The sequence below is a fragment of the Stenotrophomonas sp. STEN087 genome (assembly GCF_056759115.1).
Genome location: NZ_JBRRCR010000031.1, coordinates 26,280 through 45,732 on the forward strand (window position 1 = coordinate 26,280; position 19,453 = coordinate 45,732).

Genomic DNA, 19,453 nt, shown 5'->3' on the forward strand with positions numbered 1-19,453 from the left:
TTCGCCCTCAATCGGGGGTGGGGCAAGCAAACGCCGCCGCCCGTGACAGGACGGTGAGGGTTGCCGGTGCCGGTGTTCAGGTGCTGAGCTTGGATCGCTTGGGCAGCTGCGCCTTCAGGAAGGCCATCTGGTCGGCCAGGATGTTGCGGTTGGAGAGGATCAGGTGCTCGATCCAGCTGGGCCGGTAGGGGATGGCCAGCAGGGGCATGTTGGCCTGCTGCGGGGTGCGGTTGCTCTTGCGCGAGTTGCACTGGAAACAGGCGGTGACCACGTTTTCCCAGCAATCCAGGCCGCCCTTGGACAGCGGCATGACGTGGTCGCGGGTGAGGGTGGGGCGGTTGAACTGCTGGCCGCAGTACAGGCACAGGTGGGCGTCGCGGGCGAACAGGGCCGGGTTGGTCAGGTTCGGCGTGGGGTCCGGGGCGCGCGAGCGGGCGTGGCCGCGGGCGGCGATGATCGGATGCAGGTCCATGCCGCTCTGCAGGCCGCTGAGCCGGTTGGTGCCGCCGTGGATGTGCAGGCACGGGTCGCCCAGTGTCCAGGACACCGCATTGCGGGCGTAGAGACAGGCGGCGTCCTGCCAGGTGATCCAATCCAGGACGCGTCCGTGGGCGTCAAGCGAGAGCAGGCGGACGGTGCCGGGGCGATGCAGCGGGCTGGCATTGGGCGATGACGCGGCGCCCGGAGCAGAAATCGAGGCTCCGGCTTCGATCAGACCCAAGCGTGTAGTGTCTGTCTCCATCGGGAAAACAGCTTATACCCGAATCATTGCGATTTGGATATCGCCTGGAGGAGATATCCAGGTCGCAATGATTCGGGTCCGCGCATTCCTCCTATCCCCCGCGCCGTTGGCGCGCCCCCCTTAACAAAGGGGGGCTCTCCTCCAGATACATGGCCGGGGTCGGATCCCTTTCCGCAGGAAAGGGCTCTGACCCCATATCCAACCGGGGTGTCCACGCGTGGCGTGGATCTACTGGGGTGTCGAGGTCGGGGTCAGAGCCCCTTCCCGTTGGGAAAGGGATCCGACCCCTTGGGCTCAGGCGCCGAAGCGCTCGTCGTCCATCGCCATCAGCGGGGCGGCGCCGGCCTGCATCGCGGCGGCGTGGGCGAGGGTGCGCGGCAGGACGCGGGCGAAGTAGAAGCGGGCGGTTTCGCGCTTGCCCTGGGCGAAGGCGGCGCCGTGTGCGCTGGCGTCGGCGGCGGCCACGCTGCGGGCCCACCAGTAGGCCAGCACCACGTAACCCGAATAGAACAGGTAGTCGTAGCTGGCGGCGCCCAGTTCGTCCGGGTTGCCGGCGGCGCGCTTGAGCACGTCCATGGTCAGCTTGCCCCACTCGGCGGCCCTGGCCTGCAGCGGGCCGATGAACTCGGCCAGTGCCTCGTTGCCTTCGTGTTCCTTCGCGAACGCTTCGATCTCGGCCAGCATCAGCTTCAGCCCGGCGCCCTGGCTGGACGCGGTCTTGCGGCCGATCAGGTCCAGCGCCTGGATGCCGGTGGTGCCTTCATACAGCGTGGTGATGCGCGCGTCGCGGGCCAGCTGCTCCATGCCGTGCTCGCGGATGTAGCCGTGGCCACCGAAGCACTGCAGGGCGTTGTAGGTGTTCTCGATGCCCCATTCGGTCTGGCAGGCCTTGGAGATCGGGGTGAGGAAGCTGACCAGGGTGTCGGCGCGCTCACGCTCGGCGGCATCGTCGGCGCTGTGCGCCACATCGATCAGCGTGGCCGCATGCAGGGCCAGCAGGCGGCTGCCTTCGACCAGCGACTTGATGGTCAGCAGCATGCGGCGCACGTCCGGGTGCACCAGGATCGGGTCGGCGGCCTTCTCCGGGAACTTGGCGCCGCTGAGCGCGCGCGACTGCAGGCGCTCACGGCTGTACTTCAGCGCGTTCTGGTAGGCGCGCTCGGACAGGCCGATGCCCTGCAGGCCGACGCCCAGGCGTGCGGTGTTCATCATGGTGAACATCGCCTGCAGGCCCTTGTGCGGCTGGCCGACCAGGTAGCCCTGCGCACCATCGAAGTTCATCACGCAGGTGACCGAACCCTTGATGCCCATCTTGTGCTCGATCGCGCCGCAGCGCAGTGCATTGCGCTCGCCGACGTTGCCATCGCGGTCGACCTTGTACTTGGGGGTGACGAACAGCGAGATGCCCTTGGCGCCCGGAGGGGCGTCGGGCAGCTTGGCCAGCACCAGGTGCACGATGTTCTCAGTCAGGTCGTGCTCGCCGGCGGTGATGAAGATCTTGGTGCCGGTGATCGCGTAGCTGCCATCGGCATTCGGTTCGGCCTTGGTCTTCAGCAGGCCCAGGTCGGTGCCGCAATGCGGTTCGGTCAGGCACATGGTGCCGGTCCAGCGGCCTTCGATCAGCGGCTTGAGGAAGGCGTCGTGCTGCCAGGCCTCGCCGTGCTGCTTCAGCGCTTCGATGGCGCCGTGGGAGAGCAGCGGGAAATTGCCCCACGCCAGGTTGGCGGCGTTGATCATTTCGTTCAGCGGCACACCCAGGGTGTGCGGCAGGCCCTGGCCACCCAGCTCCGGTGCGGCGGTCAGGCCGGTCCAGCCGCCATCGACGAACTGGTCGTAGGCCTGCTTGAAGCCGGGCGGGGTGGTCACTTCACCAGTGGCCTGGTCGAGCACGCAGCCGATCTCGTCGCCCACGCTGTTGAGCGGTGCCAGCACGCTGGCGCTGAAGCGGCCGGCTTCTTCCAGCACGGCATCGACCACGTCGGCGGTGGCGTCGGTGAAACCCAGGCGGGCGAACAGCGGTTCGACCTTGAGCACGTCGTGCAGGGCGAAACGGAGGTCGGAAAGCGGGGCGGTGTAGCTGCTCATCGGTGACGTCTCGATCAGGACAAATGGGCGCGGCAGGCGATGCCGCGGCGAAAGGGGAGTCTCAGCGCAGCACGCCGGGCAGGCCCGGGGCCTGGTTGAGGGTGCTGCGCCCGCTGATGTCGAAGCTGCGCTGCTTCTTTTCCTGCGGGGTGGCGGCCACCGTGCCCTTCAGGCCATAGGCCAGGGTGCGGTTGCCGGCCAGGGCGTCGGCCACGACCAGGCGCGCGCCGGAGCTGGGCACCAGGTTGAGGTTGATGACGTCGGCCGAAGTGCCGCCGATGGAGATGGCCGGCTTGGCCTGCAGGGTGCCCGCTTCGGTGTCGCCGACGGTCAGGGTCAGCGAGACAGCGTCGAAGGTCATCGGCATCGAGCTGTAGTTCTGCAGGCGCAGGGCCACGGTCCAGTTGCCGTCGGCGCCCACGGTGAGCTGCTGCAGGCTGGCCGCCGGTTCCGAAACACGCTTGACGATGCCATCGCTGCAAGCAGCCAGGGCCAGGGTGCACAGGACGATCAAGGCGAAACGGAAACGGTGGAACATGGGCGCAGGTCCTTTATAGGGGGTGCGTGGGATAAGCATACTACGGCGTATGGTGGAATGGATCGCCCGCGGCGACCCGTCGCAGAGGGTAGCGCGTGAACATCAACGTTAGGGGCGCGACGCGCAGCCGCGCGCGGAGCGACCGCAGGGGGCTCCGTGAGTGGCGGGAGGGGCGGGTTCAGTCGGCCGGCGTGGGCGCGGAATCGCGCAGCGGGGCCATCATCTTCAGCGGCGCCAGGTCGTAGCCCATCGCTTCGGCCTTGGCCTTGAGCTGCTCGAACAGCGTGCGGTCCATCTCCGGCAGGCGCGAGAGGATCCACAGATACCTGCGGTCGGGTTCACCAACGACCGCCCACTGGTACTCCGGGTCCAGCGCGATCACCCAGTAGTCGGCCCAGACCAGCGGTACCCAGCTCAGCCAGTCCGGGGCGAAGCGCACCTGCAGCTGGCCGGGCTGGCCTTCCACCGGGCGTGCCACGCCATCGGCCACCACCCGTTCGCCCTCGCGGTTGCGGCAGGCATTGGTGACGCTGATGCGGCCATCGCGGCGCAGCCCGTAGTTCGCGGTGATCTCGCCCACGCACTGCTTCTGGAACGACACCGGCAGATGCGCGATTTCGTGCCATTGGCCGGCATAGCGATCGATGTCCAGGGCCTCGACTGCGCGCACGGGTTCGGCAGCGAAGGCGGGCGCGGCGGCCAGCAGCAGGCAGGTCAACAGGCAGGTCAGGAGGGCAGGGCGCAGGCGCATCGGCATGGGCGGGCTCCGGGCGAGAGATTCGAGCGTAGGCGAGTGGCGGCGGTGGGGTGTGAATGTCGCGAGTGGGCAAAAAAAAAGACCTGCATTTCTGCAGGTCTTCAAACTGGTGGCCGAGGACGGAATCGAACCGCCGACACGGGGATTTTCAATCCCCTGCTCTACCAACTGAGCTACTCGGCCAGTTTGGCAGGCCAACCGCGCGGACGCAGTGGCCGGAAAAAAAAGACCTGCATTTCTGCAGGCCTTCGAAAGTGGTGGCCGAGGACGGAATCGAACCGCCGACACGGGGATTTTCAATCCCCTGCTCTACCAACTGAGCTACTCGGCCACTTGTTTCGTTGCAGCGAGGTCGCTGCCGAGGACGCGCATGTTACGGAGGTAGACCGCATTCGGCAAGCGTTTTGGCAAAAAACCTTCACATTGCCGTCTGCGCGCGCGCAAGTGCTTGATCCTGCGTGCGCGGCGGAATGCGGGCCGCTGGTTGGCGGGGGATGCCGGCAGCGCGGGGGCATGCACCGCGAGCGTGCTCCGCGACGGAAATCAGCGGTGCGCCGATATCGGCAAAGTCGCAGCGGCAGGGGCTGTGCCGGGCTGCGTGTGCAGCGGCCGGTGGAACGCTGTTTCCGTCGCCGCCCAAGGCGGGGGCGGAGGCGTACCGTCGGCTTTCCCTTTTCGATGCTGCCCGCAGCAGAGACCCTTGCCATGTCCGATACCCCGACCAACACCACGCGCATCGTCCTGGCCTCACGCCCGCAGGGAGCGCCGACCGATGCCAATTTCCGCCTCGAGCAGGCCCGGCTGCCGGCACTGCAGCCAGGCGAGGTGCTGCTGCGCAACCGCTACCTGTCGCTGGACCCGTACATGCGCGGACGCATGGACGATGGCCCGTCCTATGCTGCGCCGGTCGCGCTGGACGCGGTGATGGAAGGGCAGACCGTGTCTGAGGTGCTGCAGTCCACCGTGGCCGATGTTGCCGTGGGTGACCATGTGCTGGCACCGGGTGGCTGGCAGACCCATGCGGTGCTGCCGGCCGCCGCGCTGGGGCGCCGCCTCGACGTGGCCGGGTTGCCGCTGAGCACGGCGTTGGGCGTGTTCGGCATGCCTGGCTTCACCGCGTATTCCAGCCTGCATGAAATTGCCCGCTTGAAGCCGGGCGAGACGCTGGTCGTGGCGGCGGCGAGCGGGCCGGTCGGCGCCACCGTTGCCCAGCTGGCGCGCCTGCAGGGCGCGCGTGTGGTGGCCATCGCCGGGGGTGCAGCCAAGCAGGCCTACCTGCACACGCTGGGCGTGGACGTGGCGTTGGACCATCGCGCGCCAGACTTCGCCGCGCAGCTGCGCGACGCGGTGCCGGATGGCATCGACGTCTACTTCGAGAACGTCGGCGGCCATGTATTGGACGCGGTGCTGCCTCTCCTCAACGATTTCGCGCGTGTTCCGGTCTGCGGCACCATCGCCACCTACAACGCACGCGGTGTCGAGCAACCGGGTCCGGACCGGTTGCCAGCACTGTTCAGCCAGATCCTGCGCCAGCGGCTGACCGTGCGCGGCTTCATCGTGCATGACTTCAAGCACCTGTGGCCGGAATTCGAGCGCGAGATGGCGCAGTGGCTGCGCGAAGGGCGCATCCAGTACCGCGAGGACGTGGTGGAAGGATTGCAGCGTGCCCCGGAAGCCTTCTTCGGCCTGCTGCAGGGGCGCAACTTCGGCAAGCTGGTGGTGAAGCTTGATTGAACCTGCCACGGCGATTCGGCCGGGCAGGGCGCCGCGCTAGCGGTAGGACAACCCACTGCTGGCCATGAAGCCCTTCGGGTCGAACACTGCCCAGGCCTCGCCCCACTCGAAACGGGCGCGGCCGGCGTTGAGCGGGCGTCCCAGCGCTTTGGCCAGGGCACGGCGCATGAACGTGACTTCGGCATCGATGGCGGCCTGGGTGGGCCAGCCGTCTTCCATCGGCGCGCCGGGCAGCTGCACGCCGATGGACAGCATCGACAGCGCCTGCCCGTGGAAGCACAGGGCGACTGCCGCCGGCACGCCCTGCAGCTGCAGGCTTCGCAGGTGCAGCCACTGGTAGCCGTTGCCGAGGTCGCGGCTGTCCTGCAGCAGCGCGGCAAAACCCGCGTGGGCCTGTGCCAGCGTGAGCGTCGGCCCGATCCTCAGCGGCAGCTCACCCAGGCCGATGCTGCCGTCGGCGGCATCGAAATCAAGCGCCCGCAGTGCGCTGCCGCGCGCACTCACGGGGCGAAACGCACCTGGCGTGGATCACTGACGCTGATCTGCGTCTGGTAGTAGTACTTGCCGCTGGGCTGGCCGCTGGCGTTGATGAAGTCGATGCGGACCCGGCGCGCGGTGCCGCCTACCAGCAGGCGGCGGTTCTGCAGGTAGTCCAGCTTCAGGCCCAGCGCTTCTTCCAGTGCGGGGCGCAGCGCGGCATCCATGCTGAGGGTGATGTTCAGCGGGTGCCGGTAGTCGCGTTCGCTGTTGAGGTAGATGCGGCCACCGTCGCTGCCGACGGCCTGCACGCTCATGGCGAAGGTGCCGGAAATGCCGCGCGCCGGATCGTCCTGCGCGGCACGCACGGCTTCGTAGTTGCCGATGTAGCCGGACACCGGCGGCGGCGCGGCGGCCAGGCGATGGGCGCAGCCGGTCGTCAGCAGCAACGGGACCAGCAGTGAAGCCAGCAGGGCGGGGCGATTCATGGCGCTTCCTTGTGCGGCGGTGGATGTGCCGATTGTGGCCGCGCGCGGGTTGCAGCCACAAGCGCGCTGTCCAATCGGCCCGCCGATGGGTCATGCTGGGCGCCTATCGCATCGACCAGGGAAGGACATGCCAAGGACCGCCGACGTTCATGCCATCGATTGGGGCGCGCTGCAGTGTGCCTATGGCGACGCCTCTGAAGCGGGTGCACTGCTGGCCGCGCTGATGGACCCGCAGCACCAGCAGGACTGGAACGACATCTGGTCGCATCTGTGCCACCAGGGCACGGTCTACCCGGCCAGCCACGCCGCACTGCCGGTGCTGCTCTCGATCGCACGGCAGACCGGGCGCAGCGACAGTGATGATGCCTTGCTGCTGGCCGGTGCGATCGTCGCCGGCTCGGACGTGGGCGACCCGGGACTGGTGCCGCACGGTGATGTCATCCAGGCGTTGCGCAGCAAGGTGCAGAAGCGCCTGCGGGGCAGTGGCCGGGAGGCGGTGCCGCTGTCGCAGGATGGGCATGGTGAGCGTGGCTGGCTGCGCCAGGCCTGGCTGGGGCTGAGTGGTGAAAAAGCCTGGTCACAGCACCTGGACCGGCTTGCCGAGGGCGAGATCGTGGGGGAGTGCGTGGCCTGTTCGGCCGATCTGTACTGCACGCTGGATGTCGAAGCCCCGTATGTCTGCCATGAGGACCCGGTGTCCGGTGCCCCGTCGGCGACGTCTGCGCTGCTGCCCGGTGAACCGGTCGGCGTGGCCGAGCAGTGGCTGCTGCAGCAGGTGCGCGGCGATGGCGATACCCGCGCCGAGCAGCTGCTGGAACTGGCCTTCGGTCATTCCGAATGCAGTGCCTGCGGACATCCGTTCGCGGTGCGCGAGTGCGTGCAGGCCTGAGCCGCAGGCGCCCTGCACGCGGCGCTCGCGGCGGCCTGACCATCGCATCACCGGCGCGCGTCTAGCGTGCGTTGACCGGGCCGGCCTGTTGCCGGCCGGAGCGCCCCCATGAACGACAAGCAGAACCCCAACCAGCAGCAGGCCCGCGAAGGTGCCGAGGAAAGCCGCCAGGACCGCCGTCAGGACGAGGTGGCAAAGCAGCGGCCCGGCCAGCAGGACCAGCAGGTGTATGACGCGCATTCGCGCCGGCCGCGGCGCAAGGATGGGAGCCAGGAGCCGGGTTGAGGGCGGCGACGGCTGTGGCTGCCCGGGCGTTCAGTCCTGCAGCATGAACCCGGCAGGCGCGCGCGGCACAGGTACGGCTGGGCAGTGGTACATGTCCATGTAGACCGCGGTGGTGGTCTCGCCGCAGTGCACGTCGTAACGGTCGATGACGTGGTAGTCGGGCGTGCCTTCGGCCAGCGGCGCGAAGGTCATCATCGCCTCGAACTGACGTGCGCTGACGGCACGGTCGCTGGACGGTGGATTGAGGCTGCCGACGTTGCCGCCACGCTCGAAACGCGGGCGTGTCTGGTCGCTGCAGACCAGCTGTTCGAGATAGGCCTGCTGGCCAGCAGGCTGGCATACCTTGATCGGGCTTTCCTTGCGCAGGCCCCACTGTGCACTGTCTTCCGGCGCGGCATCGGCGGCGAGTGCAGGGGCGGCGGGAACGGCCAGCGCGACCAGCGCCAGCAGGGCAGTGACTGCATGCATCCGTGCATCCTCGGTAGGTGTCGAGATGATGATCCTAGCGCAGGGCGTGGGGATGGGTGACCGCCACCGCGACGGCGGCCCAAAGAAAAAGCCCGCAGATCACTGGGATCTACGGGCTTCTCTGAATAGTGGTGGAGCCAAGGAGGATCGAACTCCTGACCTCGTCATTGCGAACGACGCGCTCTCCCAGCTGAGCTATGGCCCCACGGCGCATCCAGTGTAGCGCTGCCTCCGGGGCTTGCCAAGCAGCGACCCGGCAGCCGTGGCAGGCTGGGCACCTTCACCGCCGAGGGACGCCCCATGACCGATTACCGCCCGATCGAGTGCGACCTGCACGATGTGCTGGAAATCGCCTGCCTGCACCACGCCCTGCTGCAGGTCGAACTGCGCGATGGCAGCCGCTTCGTGGCGCGTGCGCGGACCACCGTCAGCACTGCGGAGAAGGAGGAATTCCTGCTGCTGGATGCGCCCGACGGCGAGCGCCGGGTCCGCCTGGACCAGCTGCATGCGGTAGCGACCGTAGGCGCCGATGGCATTCCCGGCGAGCGCACGGTGCTGGGCCCCGGGCCCACCGACGCCAGTGGCGAAGCTGAACAAGGTTTCTGAATCAATGGCTTGGCAGCGTCAATAGCCAGATCCGGCTAGGCGGGAGGCGTAAAGAGGACCGGAACGGTGCGGTTAACAGGGGGCGCTTTCGAGCGCTCCCTTCCACGGATCTGTTTTCCCATGATGACCCCCGCTGCATCCCGTTTTTCCGCCTCGCCCCCGTACCGTTCGCTGACCATCGCCTCGCGGTTGGCGCTGCTGATGGCCGCGATCACCACCGTCGCTTTCGCTGCGCTGGCGATCCTGATCTACCGCGATACCGCCGACAGCTACCAGCAGCGCGTGAGCGCCGGCCTGGACACCGCCACCGTGCTGATGCGCGATTCGGTGCAGCTGTACGACCGCAGCCTGGGCGAGAGCACCGAGCGCATCGCCGGCACCTTCCGCGCGATGCTGCCGCAGGGCGAGGCACAGGCCGATGGCGCTGCGCCCATCGACGTGGTCGGCCGCAGCGCGCCGACCCTGCGGCTGGGCAGCCAGTCGATCGGGCCGACGTCGACCGAAGTCGATCGCTTCGCCGACGCCACCGGTGGCGTGGCCACGGTGTTCGTGCGCGATGGCGATGACTTCGTGCGCGTCGCCACCTCGCTGCGCAATGCGCAGGGCGAGCGCGTGCTCGGCACCGTGCTCGATCACGCCAATCCGGCCTATGCACGGGTGCGCGCGGGGCAGGGCTATACCGGCCCGGCGCATCTGTTCGGCACCGACTACATGACCCATTACATGCCGATCCTCGCTGCCGATGGCAGCGTGGCCGGCATCGCCTTCGTCGGCCAGGACTATTCGCAGGGCCTGGCCGCGCTGAAGACGCGCCTGCGCGAGGCCACGCTGGGCCGCGAAGGGCGCTTCATCGTGGTGGACACCCGCGCAGGCAAGGAGCGCGGCCGCGTGCTGGCCGCCGCGGAAGGTGAGGGTGGCGTACTGCAGGAACAGGTGGCCGCGCAGGATCTTCCCGCGCTGCAGGCGCTGCTGGACGGCAGCAGCACGCAGGCGCGCCTGCACCTGCGCCCGGCCGCTGGCGGCACCGAGCAGGCCTGGTTTGTCTCGGCGCAGCGCTACGGCGAGGGCGACCTGCAGCAGACGATGGACGTGCTGCCCGGTGAGCAGGTGGCGATCACCGGCGCGCTTAATGGCGTGCGTTCGAAGCTGCAGGGCATCAATGGCGAGATCAAGCGCCTGGTGGCCGCCGCTGCCGCCGGCGATTTCAGCGTGCGCGGTGATGCGCAGGCCTTCGCCAACGATTTCCGGCAGATGGTGCAGGGCCTCAACAGCGTGATGGGCACGGCCGATGAGAACCTGATGGCGCTCTCGGGTCTGCTGCGCAACCTCGCCGAGGGTGACCTGCGGCACCGCATCGACGGGCAGTCGCAAGGTGTGTTCGCGCGCATGCGCGAGGACGCCAACGCTACCGTTGGGGCGCTGACCGGCATCGTCGGCCGCATCCAGCAGGCGGCCGGCGCGGTGAGCCTGGCGGCCGCGGAGATCGCCGCCGGCAACGACGATCTGTCCCGTCGCACCGAACAGCAGGCGGCCAACCTGGAAGAGTCGGCGGCGTCGATCGAGGAGATGACCTCGGCCGTGCGCCAGAACGCCGACCATGCGCGCCGCGCCGACCGGCTGGCGAGCGAGGCCGCACAGGTTGCCGGGCGCGGTGGCGCGGCGATGGCGGAGATGCAGGCCACGATGGGCCTGATCGATGCCGCCTCGCGGCGCATCGCCGAGATCATCGCGGTGATCGATGGCATCGCGTTCCAGACCAACATCCTGGCGTTGAATGCCGCGGTCGAAGCGGCGCGGGCGGGCGAGGAAGGCCGTGGCTTCGCGGTGGTGGCCAGCGAGGTCCGCGCGCTGGCGCAGCGTTCCACGCTGGCTGCCGCGGAGATCAAGGGGCTGATCGAGGATTCGGTCGCCCGGGTGGCCGAAGGCAACGTGCTGGCCGGTGATGCCGGGCGGACCATCCAGGACGTGGTCGCGTCGGTGACCGAACTCGGTGGTCTGGTGGGCGAGATCGCCCATGCCTGCCAGGAACAGGCCGCCGGCATCGAGCTGGTCAACCAGAGCATCGTGCAGATGGACGGCGTGACCCAGCAGAACGCGGCACTGGTGGAGGAGGCGTCGGCTTCGGCGCGGGCGATGAGCAGCCAGGCGCATGCGCTGCAGGATGCCGCCGGCCGCTTCGTGCTGGATCGCCCGCCGGTGGGCGCAGGCGTGTAAGGGGAGCAGGGCCCGGGGAGGCGGTGGCATCGGCTGCCGCCCCCACTTTGCCGCAGTGGGCGGCAACCTGACTGCGACGGAGTGCGCAACGAAATCGTAACAATTCGGGCGATAATGAACGCTTGCGCAGCGTCTCCCTTTTCTACCGCCCGGCTCGCGCAGGCCGCACGGATGCCTCCTCAGAGCTCTCGATGCCTTCCCATACCGATTCCCGCCGTTCGTCGGGCATGTCGTCCGTTGTTTCCTTCCGTCGCCATCCGCTGGCCCTGGCCTGTGCGGGCCTGGCCCTGGCCGCCAGTTTCGGCGCCGCCGCGCAGGACCACGCGCCGAGCGCGACCGCGCTGGACACGATCACCGTGACCGCCGAGCACCGCGAACAGAACCTGCAGGAAGTGCCGGTGTCGGTGGGCGTGGTGCAGGGCGAGCGCATGCGTGACTTCACCGCCGGCGGCGACGACACCCTGCTGGCGCTGTCCGGCCGCGTGCCGAGCCTGTATGCGGAAACCACCACCGGCCGCATTTTCCCGCGCTTCTACATCCGCGGCCTGGGCAACATCGACTTCTACCTGGGTGCCTCGCAGCCGGTGTCGATCATCCAGGACGACGTGGTGCTGGAACACGTGGTGCTGAAGTCCAACCCGGTCTATGACGTGGACCAGGTGGAAGTGCTGCGCGGCCCGCAGGGCTCGCTGTTCGGCCGCAACACCACCGCCGGCATCGTCAAGTTCGACACCATCAAGCCGAGCGAAGACTACAGCGGCCGCGTCAGCGCCAGCTATGCCAGCTACAACAGCGTGTCGATCGACGGCGGCTTCGGCGGCCCGATCAACGATGTCGCCGCGTTCCGCGTGTCGGCCCTGTACCAGCACCGCGACGACTACGTCGACAACACCTACACCGGCCCCAGCGCCGATGGCACGGTCAGCCCGAAGAAGAACGCCATGGGCGGCTTCGACGACCGCAACGTGCGCGCGCAGCTGCTGCTGACCCCGAGCGACCAGTTCTCGATCCTGGCCTCGGCCCACGCCCGCGACTATGAAGGTACCTCGACCCTGTTCCTGCGCGACGCGCTGACCAAGGGCTCGAACCAGACCGACGTGCCGCGCGACAAGGTCGCCTACGACGAAGCCGACAACAACCCGCAGGCCTACAAGACCTACGGCGGCTCGGTGAAGGCGCGTTATGACTTCGGCGCGGTCGACTTCACCTCGATCACCGCCTACGAAACCACCTCCGGCTACAGCCGTGGCGACACCGACGGCGGCGCCGCGGTGAACTTCCCGGTCAACGGCGTGCCGAATGGCTACGGCCAGTCGATGGGCCAGATCCGCGACCTGGACCAGTGGACCCAGGAATTCCGCCTGGCCAGCCATGACGACAATGCTCTGCAGTGGCAGGCCGGCGCGTTCTACTTCAACGGCAGCGACACCACCGATTTCTACCAGCGCGCGTGGTTCCTGCAGGGCGCGGCCCGCAACCCGAACAACTGGGTGCGCCTGCGCAACAAAAACACCTCGTGGGCCGGTTTCGGCCAGATCAGCTACGCCTTCACCGACAAGTTCAGCATCACCGCCGGCCTGCGCCAGACCAAGGACGAGAAGCACACCCGCCTGCTGAAGACCGCTGACACCGCTGCTGGCGTGGTCACCTACAAGGGCCGTACGGACGTGAAGATGTCCGACACCACCCCGAGCTGGGACCTGAGCGCGATGTACCAGTTCACCCCGAACGTGAGCGTCTACGCGAAGGTGGCACGTGGCTTCCGTGGCCCGACCATCCAGGGCCGTTCGGCCGTGTTCAACGCCGACTTCACCACCGCCGATTCGGAAACGATCCTGTCGTGGGAAGCGGGCGTGAAGAGCAGCCTGTGGGACAACCGCCTGCGCCTGAACGCCACCGCGTTCACCTACACCGTCAACGACATCCAGCTCAACGGCAACGATTCGGACGGCAACGGCGTGCTGTTCAACGCCGACAAGGCCAAGGCCTACGGCTTTGAAGCCGACATGGAACTGCGCCCGATCCCGAACCTGACCCTGAGCGCCGGCCTGAGCCTGCTGCACAGCGAGATCCAGGACAAGCGCGTGTATGCGCAGGTCTGCGCGCTGAACGGCGCCGTGGTGTGCACCGTGAACGACCCGACCATCAAGGTCGGTGCGAACACCTTCGCCCAGATCGACGGCAACCCGCTGCCGAACGCGCCGAAGTACAACGTGAACTTCGCTGCGCGTTATGACTTCCCGGTCAGCGATGCCGGCACCATGTTCGTGTCCACCGACTGGAACAAGCAGGGTTACACCAGCTTCGTCCTGTACGACAGCAAGGAGTTCAACTCCAAGGGTGATTTCGAAGGCGGCCTGAAGCTGGGTTACTCCGGCAACTACGGTGCCTACGAAGTGGCGCTGTTCGCGCGCAACATCACCAACGAGAAGAACCTCAAGGGCGTGATCGAGAACTACATGGCGGCGGTCTACAACGAACCGCGCACCGTGGGTGTCTCGCTGAACATGAACTGGTAAGCACCGGTTCCATGCAGCACCCGGCAACGCCCCGCACCCGCGGGGCGTTGTCGTTTCCGCGACCTGCGTGCCATGACGGCGCGGATGCACATGCTATGGTCGCGCGCCGTGTTGAATGGATCTCGACCATGCTCAAGGCGCTGTACCAGGCCCACGCCGAACCCGCCGCCGCCCTCGCGCTGCAGGCGCGCTGCGAAGCGCAGGTGGTCAGCTGGCGCTGGGCGGCTGCATCGATGGGGTACCTCACGCCGTTCCCGCGCGAATCCAGCGGCACGCCGCCGCCGCGCTGGGTCGCCGAAGCGAAGGTGGATGCGCGCAAGCACGTGCAGCACGGCCTGGATGAGGCAGGGCGCATCGTGTTCGAGCGCAGCCCGTCCAGCCGCATCGGCGTGTGGCTGCATGCGCCGGGTCATCGCCAGTACCTCAGCTTCCATGACGGTGGTCGGATCAACGCCGCCTGGGAACTCCGCGAGGAAGAGGGACGACTGCAGGCACTGGATCTGGTGGACGAGGGTCGCGGCATCGACCGTACCTACCACTGGGAAGGCGACCGCCTGCTGCGTGAAGTGATGTGCAACTGGAGCACGGCGGGGCGCACGTGGTGGTGCCAGGATGTCTACAGCTATGACGATGCCGGCCAGCTCGACCGCATCGTGCTGGAGTACCTGGACAGGAATGGCCGCGCCACCGGCCAGCGCCGCCTGCAGTACCAGCGGCCACGCCCGGGCGAGACGCTGGCGACGGTCACCGCCGAGGTCGAGCGGCGGTTGGTCGAGGCGATCACCGCGCAGCTGCCCCGCGTCCCACGTGATGAACCGCTGTACTGCCTGCTGCTGTGCTTCACCGAAAGCGACTTCACCGCGGCCTGGCCACCGTTCCTGGTGTGGGGCCGACAGTCATACCGCGAAGCGGTGCTGTCGCGTGGCGAGGATGTGGCGTACTACCTGTGGGCGCCGGATGAGATGCGCGGCGGGCAGGGCGATGCGGGCGAATGCTGGTTCGATGACGAGGCGCTGGTCGAGGCCTGCAAGCGCCATTCGCAGTACATGGAGCTGCGCCGCAGTGACGTGTCGGCCAAGCGGGTGCTGAAGAGCGTCGCGGCCTGGCTGGACGCGCCCGAGCGCCGCGCACTGCTCAACACCACCGATGATTTCGTGGTGGCCGTGGCCGACAACACGCGCAGCATCGATCCGCTGCCCGGGATGCGCCGGGCGATCGGGCCGGAGCGCTGGGCCCGGTTGAAGGAACGCGGTTACGTCTGAGCGACGGTGCAGGCGGCGGAGCCGAGGTAGAGTCGACTGTCAGTCGACTGCTTTGAACGATGCAGGCGAATACCCGCGCTGCGCGCGATAGTCGACCAACGGTCGACTCTACCGGGCGATGTATATGGTCGACCAGCGGTCGACTCTACCCAGCCGGGCTGCGCTGCGGATGGCGCCGGCACGAGCCGGCGCCGTGCCATCAACGTGCCGGCAGCAAGGCCTGCAGGCGGGCTTCCAGTTCCTGCTGGCGCCAGCCGGCCAGGGCGGCCGGCCACTGGCGGCGCTCCAGGTAGCTTTCCAGATGCTTGCGCGAGGCCAGCACGCCGTCGGCCAGGCCCAGCTCGCGGCTGCGCTCGGCCACCGCATCCTGCAGTTTCTTCACCAGCTGCTTGTTGGTGTCGGTGGCCTGCATGGCCAGCGGCGCATCGGCTTCGTCGTCCAGCGGCGTGGACAGCGCCTGCCAGACCGCGCCGGCCAACTTGCGCGGTGCCTTCGGGAACTGCTCGAACAGCTTGCCCAGCGCGGCCGCATCGGCCGGCGGCGTGCGCGCCAGGGTGGCGGCCAGTTCGTTGTCCAGGATCCAGCTGCGCGGGCGATCGCTGCTGCGGGCCTGCACGTCACGCCAGCGCAGCAGGCGCAGCAGGCGGTGCTGGGCCGGTGCATCGAGGAACTGCGCCGCACGCATGCCCAGGTGCGGCCAGCGCTCTTCATCGTTGGCGACACTGGCCAGCAGGCGCTCGGCATCGTCGTGCAGCCACCGCTGGCGGCCCAGCGCCTGCAGCTTGCCGTCGATCGCATCATGCAGGGCGAACAGGTGCTCGACATCGTCGGCGGCGTACTGCAGCTGGGATTCGGACAGCGGCCGGCGCATCCAGTCCGAGCGGGTTTCACCCTTGGCCAGGGCGACACCGGTGATTTCCTGCACCAGCTTCTGGTAGCCCATGCCGGCACCGATGCCGGCCAGCGCCGCGCCGATCTGGGTGTCGAACAGCGGCCGCGGCATCACCCCGCAGGTCCACTTGAAGGCCACCAGGTCTTCGCTGGCGCTGTGCATCACCTTGGTGATGGATTCGTCGGCCAGCCACGGCGCCAGCGCCTCGGGCATGCCGGGAATCAGCGGGTCGATCAGCAGGATGTCATCGCCGACGGCCATCTGCACCAGCGCAAGCTGCGGCCAGAAGGTGCGTTCACGGATGAATTCGGTGTCCAGGCCGATGCGGCTCGGGCGCTGCTGGCGGTACGTGTCCAGCTCGGCGGGGGTGGTGATCCAGGTTGCCACGGGTCAGGGCCTACTACTCGGGTTTGCTCAGGCAGGGGAGAATAGCCTAACGTCGGTCCGCGTCCGTGTTGAAGGAGCTCCCGCTTGCGTTTTCCGCTGTCGTCCGCGCTGTGCGCCGCCCTGGCTGTGGCCCTGGCTGGCTGCACGCCGCCGCCTCCGGTGCCCGCCGACGGGGCCGCTGACGAGCGCCCGGCCCGGGAGCAGCCGGCACAGGCACCGGGGCAGGGCACGGTGACCATCGCCGATGATGATGCGGCCGAGGACATCCAGCAGTGGACGCCGCCGCGGGTGGACCGGCAGCAGCGCAGCCAGGCACAGCTGCGGCGCGCGGCCGAACAGGCCTTCGTCCGCGACCACCTCTATGAGGATGCCGAGGCGGCCATTCCCTTGTGGCTGGCCGTGCAGGAGGTCGATCCGGACGATCGCCAGGCCCGCGCCGGCCTGCAGCGTGCACGGCAGCGCCTGCTGCAGCAGGCCGATGCGCTGCTGGCGCGGCCGCTGAAGCAGCGCGAAGCATTGGCCGAGGCCAGCCGCCAGGCGCTGGTGCTGCTGACCCTCGCCCCGAAGGACGGGAAAGTGCGCGCGCTGCAGGGCCGGGTGGAGACCGCGCAGCGCGTGGTGGCCTACAACCGTGCTGGTGAGGAGGACCTGCGTGCCGACCGCATCGGTGAAGACGGCGACGGTGCGATTCCCAACTTCCGTGAAGCCCTGGCCTTGGACGAGGACAACCAGCGTGCGCGGCAGGGCCTGGCCGCGGCCGAGAGCGGGCTGATCCGCCGTGCCGAGGACGCCGCGCGTGCGCGCGACTTCGCCAGTGCGGGTGCCTGGCTGGCCGAGGCCAGCAAAGTGCGCGATTCCTCGCCGACGATTGCCGATGCCTTCGAGCGCATCGAACAGATCCGTGCCGCCGCCCTGGTGCAGCTGCGCGACGGTGGCCTGCGCGACCTGACCACCCCGCAGGGCCTGAAGCCGGCGCGCGAGAAGCTGGCCGAAGCCCTGCGCATCGCCCTGCCAGGTGACCCGGTGGTGGCACAGCTGCGCGAGCGCATCGACCTGGCCACCCATTACGGCAGTTTCCGCCCGGGCCAGGTGTTCAGCGATGCGTTGCGTGACGGCGGCCGCGGCCCGCAGATGATCGTGGTGCCGCATGGCGGCTTCCAGATGGGCGCCGGCGATACCGAGCCCGGCGCCAGCGACGCCGAGCGACCCTCGCACTACGTCCGCTTCGAACGCGGCTTTGCGATGGCCATCACCGAGGTCACCGTGAGTGACTTTGAGCGCTACGTGAAGGCGACCAACGCCCGTCCGCGCGCGACGCGGCGTGGCCATTCGGTGGTCTACGACGAGCGCAGCGGCAACTTCATCCGCCGCAGCGGCGTGGACTGGCGCTCGGATTACGACGGCGGCCTGGCGATGGGCAATTCGCCGGTGATGCATGTGAGCGTGCGCGACGCCGAGAACTATGCGACGTGGCTGTCCGAGCAGACCGGGCGTTCCTACCGCCTGCCCAGCGAAGCCGAGTTCGAATACGCGATGCGCGGTGGCAACAGCGGCCGCTACCCCTGGGGCGATGCCGGCCTGCCGCCGGAAGGCAACGGCAACTACACCGGCAGCCGCGACGTCTCGCCGTCGGGCCGGCACTGGCAGAACGCCTTCGTCGGCTATGGCGATGGCTGGTGGGGGCCGGCACCGGTGGCGACCTTCCAGGCCAATGCCTTCGGCCTGCATGACCTGTCCGGCAACCTCAGCGAGTGGGTGGCCGACTGCTGGCACGCCAGCTACCGGCGCGCGCCGTCCGATGGTGCGGCCTGGTTCAACCCGGGCTGCCGTTCGCGGGTGATCCGCGGTGGCAACTGGGCCAATGCCCCGGAACAGACCCGCGCGGCCTGGCGCCAGTCGCAGGATTCGGACACCACCAGCGCGCGCATCGGCTTCCGCCTGGTGCGCGGCATCTGAGGCGACCCCGGCTTCACCCGACATGGGCGGCGGCGCACTAAGATTGCGCCGTGCCCGCCGGCCGGCGGGGTCTGCTGGAAGACCTGTCGATGCGCAACGATCCCTTTTCCCGCTCGCCGCAACAGGGCCCCCGGCGCGGCCTGTTCGGCAACATCCGCTGGTGGGTGCTGCTGCTGGCGGCCGGTTACGCGGCGTTCTACTGGTTTTCCAACCGCACGGTCGATCCCTATACCGGCGAGAAGGTGCTGATCGACAGCACGCTGGATGCCAGCCAGGAAAAGGCGCTGGGCCTGCAGGCCTACCAGGAGATCCTGTCGCAGGAGCGGCCGCTGGATCCGAACGCGCAGATCTCGCGTGACATCCGCGCCATCGCGCAGCGCTTGATCGCCAAGGTGGACGTGGTGGAGACCGCGCTGGCGCAGGAACACGGCGTGCAGCCGGGGCATTTCTCGCGTGATTTCGACTGGGAGGTCAACGTCATCCAGTCCGACCAGGCCAACGCGTTCTGCCTGCCGGGCGGCAAGATGGCGGTGTACACCGGCCTGGTGCCGGTGGCGCGCACGACCGATGCGATGGCGGTGGTGATGGGCCATGAAATTGCCCATGCGCTGCTGCGCCATGGTGCGCAGCGGATGGCGCAGCAGAAGCTGACGCAGATCGGCCAGGTGGCAGGCGCGGCGAGCGGCATGGATGCGCAGCAGCAACAGATGATGATGTCGGCGATGGGCTATGGCTATCTGCTGCCGTATGCGCGCAGCCACGAGACCCAGGCCGATGAGGTGGGGCTGATGCTGGCGGCAGCGGCATGTTTCGACCCGCGAGAGGCGGTGCCGTTGTGGGAACGGATGGGGCAGGCGAGTGGCGGGCAGTCGCCGCCGGAGTTTTCCTCGACGCATCCCAACCCGGGGACGCGGATCCAGAACCTGCAGGCGCTGATGCCGAAGGCGCTGGAGTACCGGCAGAAGTTCTGCGAGCAGGCGAAGTAGGGTGGTGTTTGTTTTGCAGGGCTTGCAGCCCTGCACCTGCTTTAATCAACGGCAACGTCAAAAGCCGGCTATCCGTGGGTTGGCGGGGCGGGTCCGGTTGAGGGGGACGCCGTAAACCCATCCATGGGGGCTTGGTCGCGGCATCCATGCCGCTCACACCCCCTCAAC

Annotated in this window: 17 protein-coding genes and 3 tRNA genes; 9 read left to right on the forward strand and 11 right to left on the reverse strand. The window is 68.3% G+C overall.

From position 1 onward, the window contains the following. Nucleotides 1-76: 76 nt before the first annotated feature. The 6 genes from ACVOK1_RS10525 to ACVOK1_RS10550 form a co-directional block, all read right to left on the reverse strand. On the reverse strand, nucleotides 77-742 hold the full coding sequence (locus tag ACVOK1_RS10525) for an HNH endonuclease (protein ID WP_079222565.1): 666 nt from the start codon (nucleotides 740-742) through the stop codon (nucleotides 77-79). A gap of 294 nt (nucleotides 743-1,036) precedes the next feature. Continuing rightward, nucleotides 1,037-2,827, reverse strand: a complete 1,791-nt coding sequence (locus ACVOK1_RS10530; RefSeq protein ID WP_481561988.1) for an acyl-CoA dehydrogenase C-terminal domain-containing protein — start codon at nucleotides 2,825-2,827, stop codon at nucleotides 1,037-1,039. A gap of 61 nt (nucleotides 2,828-2,888) precedes the next feature. Next, a complete protein-coding gene (locus ACVOK1_RS10535; protein ID WP_481561989.1) occupies nucleotides 2,889-3,365 on the reverse strand; it encodes an LEA/WHy family protein in 477 nt (158 codons plus the stop codon). 178 nt (nucleotides 3,366-3,543) lie between these two features. Continuing rightward, nucleotides 3,544-4,122 carry a lipocalin family protein gene (locus ACVOK1_RS10540; protein ID WP_481561991.1) on the reverse strand — a complete coding sequence of 193 codons (579 nt, stop codon included), beginning with the start codon at nucleotides 4,120-4,122 and terminating at the stop codon, nucleotides 3,544-3,546. Between the two features lie 107 nt (nucleotides 4,123-4,229). Further along, nucleotides 4,230-4,305 (reverse strand) — tRNA-Phe (locus tag ACVOK1_RS10545). Nucleotides 4,306-4,377: 72 nt separating this feature from the next. Further along, nucleotides 4,378-4,453: transfer RNA gene (locus tag ACVOK1_RS10550), tRNA-Phe, on the reverse strand. A gap of 374 nt (nucleotides 4,454-4,827) precedes the next feature. Here ACVOK1_RS10550 and ACVOK1_RS10555 point away from each other — a divergent pair. Further along, entirely contained in the window at nucleotides 4,828-5,856 is a 1,029-nt protein-coding gene (locus ACVOK1_RS10555; RefSeq protein WP_159097529.1) for an NADP-dependent oxidoreductase, read from the forward strand. 36 nt (nucleotides 5,857-5,892) lie between these two features. Here ACVOK1_RS10555 and ACVOK1_RS10560 read toward each other — a convergent pair whose 3' ends face one another. Together ACVOK1_RS10560 and ACVOK1_RS10565 are read right to left on the reverse strand one after the other, a co-directional pair. After that, the gene (locus tag ACVOK1_RS10560; RefSeq protein ID WP_313204171.1) at nucleotides 5,893-6,360 is read right to left on the reverse strand and encodes a hypothetical protein; all 468 of its coding nucleotides are present in this window, start codon (nucleotides 6,358-6,360) and stop codon (nucleotides 5,893-5,895) included. Continuing rightward, nucleotides 6,357-6,821 (reverse strand): hypothetical protein, encoded by a 465-nt coding sequence (locus tag ACVOK1_RS10565; RefSeq protein WP_200751918.1) that lies wholly within the window; start codon nucleotides 6,819-6,821, stop codon nucleotides 6,357-6,359. The genes ACVOK1_RS10560 and ACVOK1_RS10565 overlap by 4 nt, the downstream gene beginning before the upstream one ends. Before the next feature lie 127 nt (nucleotides 6,822-6,948). Here ACVOK1_RS10565 and ACVOK1_RS10570 point away from each other — a divergent pair, with 127 nt between their 5' ends. After that, nucleotides 6,949-7,710 (forward strand): hypothetical protein, encoded by a 762-nt coding sequence (locus tag ACVOK1_RS10570; RefSeq protein WP_481561992.1) that lies wholly within the window; start codon nucleotides 6,949-6,951, stop codon nucleotides 7,708-7,710. A 108-nt stretch (nucleotides 7,711-7,818) separates the two neighbouring features. After that, complete coding sequence (locus ACVOK1_RS10575; protein ID WP_481561993.1) at nucleotides 7,819-7,995, forward strand: hypothetical protein; 177 nt, start codon at nucleotides 7,819-7,821, stop codon at nucleotides 7,993-7,995. A 30-nt stretch (nucleotides 7,996-8,025) separates the two neighbouring features. Here ACVOK1_RS10575 and ACVOK1_RS10580 read toward each other — a convergent pair whose 3' ends face one another. Then, the gene (locus ACVOK1_RS10580; RefSeq protein WP_481561994.1) at nucleotides 8,026-8,463 is read right to left on the reverse strand and encodes a hypothetical protein; all 438 of its coding nucleotides are present in this window, start codon (nucleotides 8,461-8,463) and stop codon (nucleotides 8,026-8,028) included. A gap of 129 nt (nucleotides 8,464-8,592) precedes the next feature. Further along, nucleotides 8,593-8,668: transfer RNA gene (locus ACVOK1_RS10585), tRNA-Ala, on the reverse strand. A gap of 95 nt (nucleotides 8,669-8,763) precedes the next feature. Here ACVOK1_RS10585 and ACVOK1_RS10590 point away from each other — a divergent pair. The 4 genes from ACVOK1_RS10590 to ACVOK1_RS10605 all read left to right on the forward strand — a co-directional run bounded on the left by ACVOK1_RS10590 (nucleotide 8,764) and on the right by ACVOK1_RS10605 (nucleotide 15,064). Continuing rightward, nucleotides 8,764-9,069: a Rho-binding antiterminator gene (locus ACVOK1_RS10590; RefSeq protein WP_200751914.1), complete on the forward strand. Its 306-nt coding sequence runs from the start codon at nucleotides 8,764-8,766 to the stop codon at nucleotides 9,067-9,069. Between the two features lie 120 nt (nucleotides 9,070-9,189). Further along, a complete protein-coding gene (locus ACVOK1_RS10595; RefSeq protein WP_481561995.1) occupies nucleotides 9,190-11,283 on the forward strand; it encodes a Cache 3/Cache 2 fusion domain-containing protein in 2,094 nt (697 codons plus the stop codon). Nucleotides 11,284-11,474: 191 nt separating this feature from the next. Continuing rightward, nucleotides 11,475-13,802 carry a TonB-dependent receptor gene (locus ACVOK1_RS10600; RefSeq protein WP_481561996.1) on the forward strand — a complete coding sequence of 776 codons (2,328 nt, stop codon included), beginning with the start codon at nucleotides 11,475-11,477 and terminating at the stop codon, nucleotides 13,800-13,802. A gap of 128 nt (nucleotides 13,803-13,930) precedes the next feature. Further along, nucleotides 13,931-15,064 carry a hypothetical protein gene (locus tag ACVOK1_RS10605; protein WP_481561997.1) on the forward strand — a complete coding sequence of 378 codons (1,134 nt, stop codon included), beginning with the start codon at nucleotides 13,931-13,933 and terminating at the stop codon, nucleotides 15,062-15,064. Nucleotides 15,065-15,263: 199 nt separating this feature from the next. On the opposite strand, the gene rnd is transcribed toward ACVOK1_RS10605, so the two are convergent. After that, nucleotides 15,264-16,343, reverse strand: a complete 1,080-nt coding sequence (rnd, locus tag ACVOK1_RS10610; protein ID WP_481561998.1) for a ribonuclease D — start codon at nucleotides 16,341-16,343, stop codon at nucleotides 15,264-15,266. 84 nt (nucleotides 16,344-16,427) lie between these two features. On the opposite strand from rnd, the gene ACVOK1_RS10615 reads away from it, so the two are divergent. Both ACVOK1_RS10615 and ACVOK1_RS10620 read left to right on the forward strand, forming a co-directional pair. After that, the gene (locus ACVOK1_RS10615) at nucleotides 16,428-18,299 is read left to right on the forward strand and encodes an SUMF1/EgtB/PvdO family nonheme iron enzyme (RefSeq protein WP_481561999.1); all 1,872 of its coding nucleotides are present in this window, start codon (nucleotides 16,428-16,430) and stop codon (nucleotides 18,297-18,299) included. Nucleotides 18,300-18,388: 89 nt separating this feature from the next. Then, nucleotides 18,389-19,285, forward strand: a complete 897-nt coding sequence (locus ACVOK1_RS10620) for a M48 family metallopeptidase (protein ID WP_108769401.1) — start codon at nucleotides 18,389-18,391, stop codon at nucleotides 19,283-19,285. The last annotated feature ends 168 nt before the right edge of the window (nucleotides 19,286-19,453 follow it).

What these genes read in the sequence shown, in the direction of transcription:
- ACVOK1_RS10525 (WP_079222565.1), bottom strand. Translation starts at nt 742, where the DNA reads ATGGAGACAGACACTACACGCTTGGGTCTGATCGAAGCCGGAGCCTCG.
- ACVOK1_RS10530 (WP_481561988.1), bottom strand. Translation starts at nt 2,827, where the DNA reads ATGAGCAGCTACACCGCCCCGCTTTCCGACCTCCGTTTCGCCCTGCAC.
- ACVOK1_RS10535 (WP_481561989.1), bottom strand. Translation starts at nt 3,365, where the DNA reads ATGTTCCACCGTTTCCGTTTCGCCTTGATCGTCCTGTGCACCCTGGCC.
- ACVOK1_RS10540 (WP_481561991.1), bottom strand. Translation starts at nt 4,122, where the DNA reads ATGCCGATGCGCCTGCGCCCTGCCCTCCTGACCTGCCTGTTGACCTGC.
- ACVOK1_RS10555 (WP_159097529.1), top strand. Translation starts at nt 4,828, where the DNA reads ATGTCCGATACCCCGACCAACACCACGCGCATCGTCCTGGCCTCACGC.
- ACVOK1_RS10565 (WP_200751918.1), bottom strand. Translation starts at nt 6,821, where the DNA reads ATGAATCGCCCCGCCCTGCTGGCTTCACTGCTGGTCCCGTTGCTGCTG.
- ACVOK1_RS10570 (WP_481561992.1), top strand. Translation starts at nt 6,949, where the DNA reads ATGCCAAGGACCGCCGACGTTCATGCCATCGATTGGGGCGCGCTGCAG.
- ACVOK1_RS10575 (WP_481561993.1), top strand. Translation starts at nt 7,819, where the DNA reads ATGAACGACAAGCAGAACCCCAACCAGCAGCAGGCCCGCGAAGGTGCC.
- ACVOK1_RS10580 (WP_481561994.1), bottom strand. Translation starts at nt 8,463, where the DNA reads ATGCATGCAGTCACTGCCCTGCTGGCGCTGGTCGCGCTGGCCGTTCCC.
- ACVOK1_RS10590 (WP_200751914.1), top strand. Translation starts at nt 8,764, where the DNA reads ATGACCGATTACCGCCCGATCGAGTGCGACCTGCACGATGTGCTGGAA.
- ACVOK1_RS10595 (WP_481561995.1), top strand. Translation starts at nt 9,190, where the DNA reads ATGATGACCCCCGCTGCATCCCGTTTTTCCGCCTCGCCCCCGTACCGT.
- ACVOK1_RS10600 (WP_481561996.1), top strand. Translation starts at nt 11,475, where the DNA reads ATGCCTTCCCATACCGATTCCCGCCGTTCGTCGGGCATGTCGTCCGTT.
- ACVOK1_RS10605 (WP_481561997.1), top strand. Translation starts at nt 13,931, where the DNA reads ATGCTCAAGGCGCTGTACCAGGCCCACGCCGAACCCGCCGCCGCCCTC.
- ACVOK1_RS10620 (WP_108769401.1), top strand. Translation starts at nt 18,389, where the DNA reads ATGCGCAACGATCCCTTTTCCCGCTCGCCGCAACAGGGCCCCCGGCGC.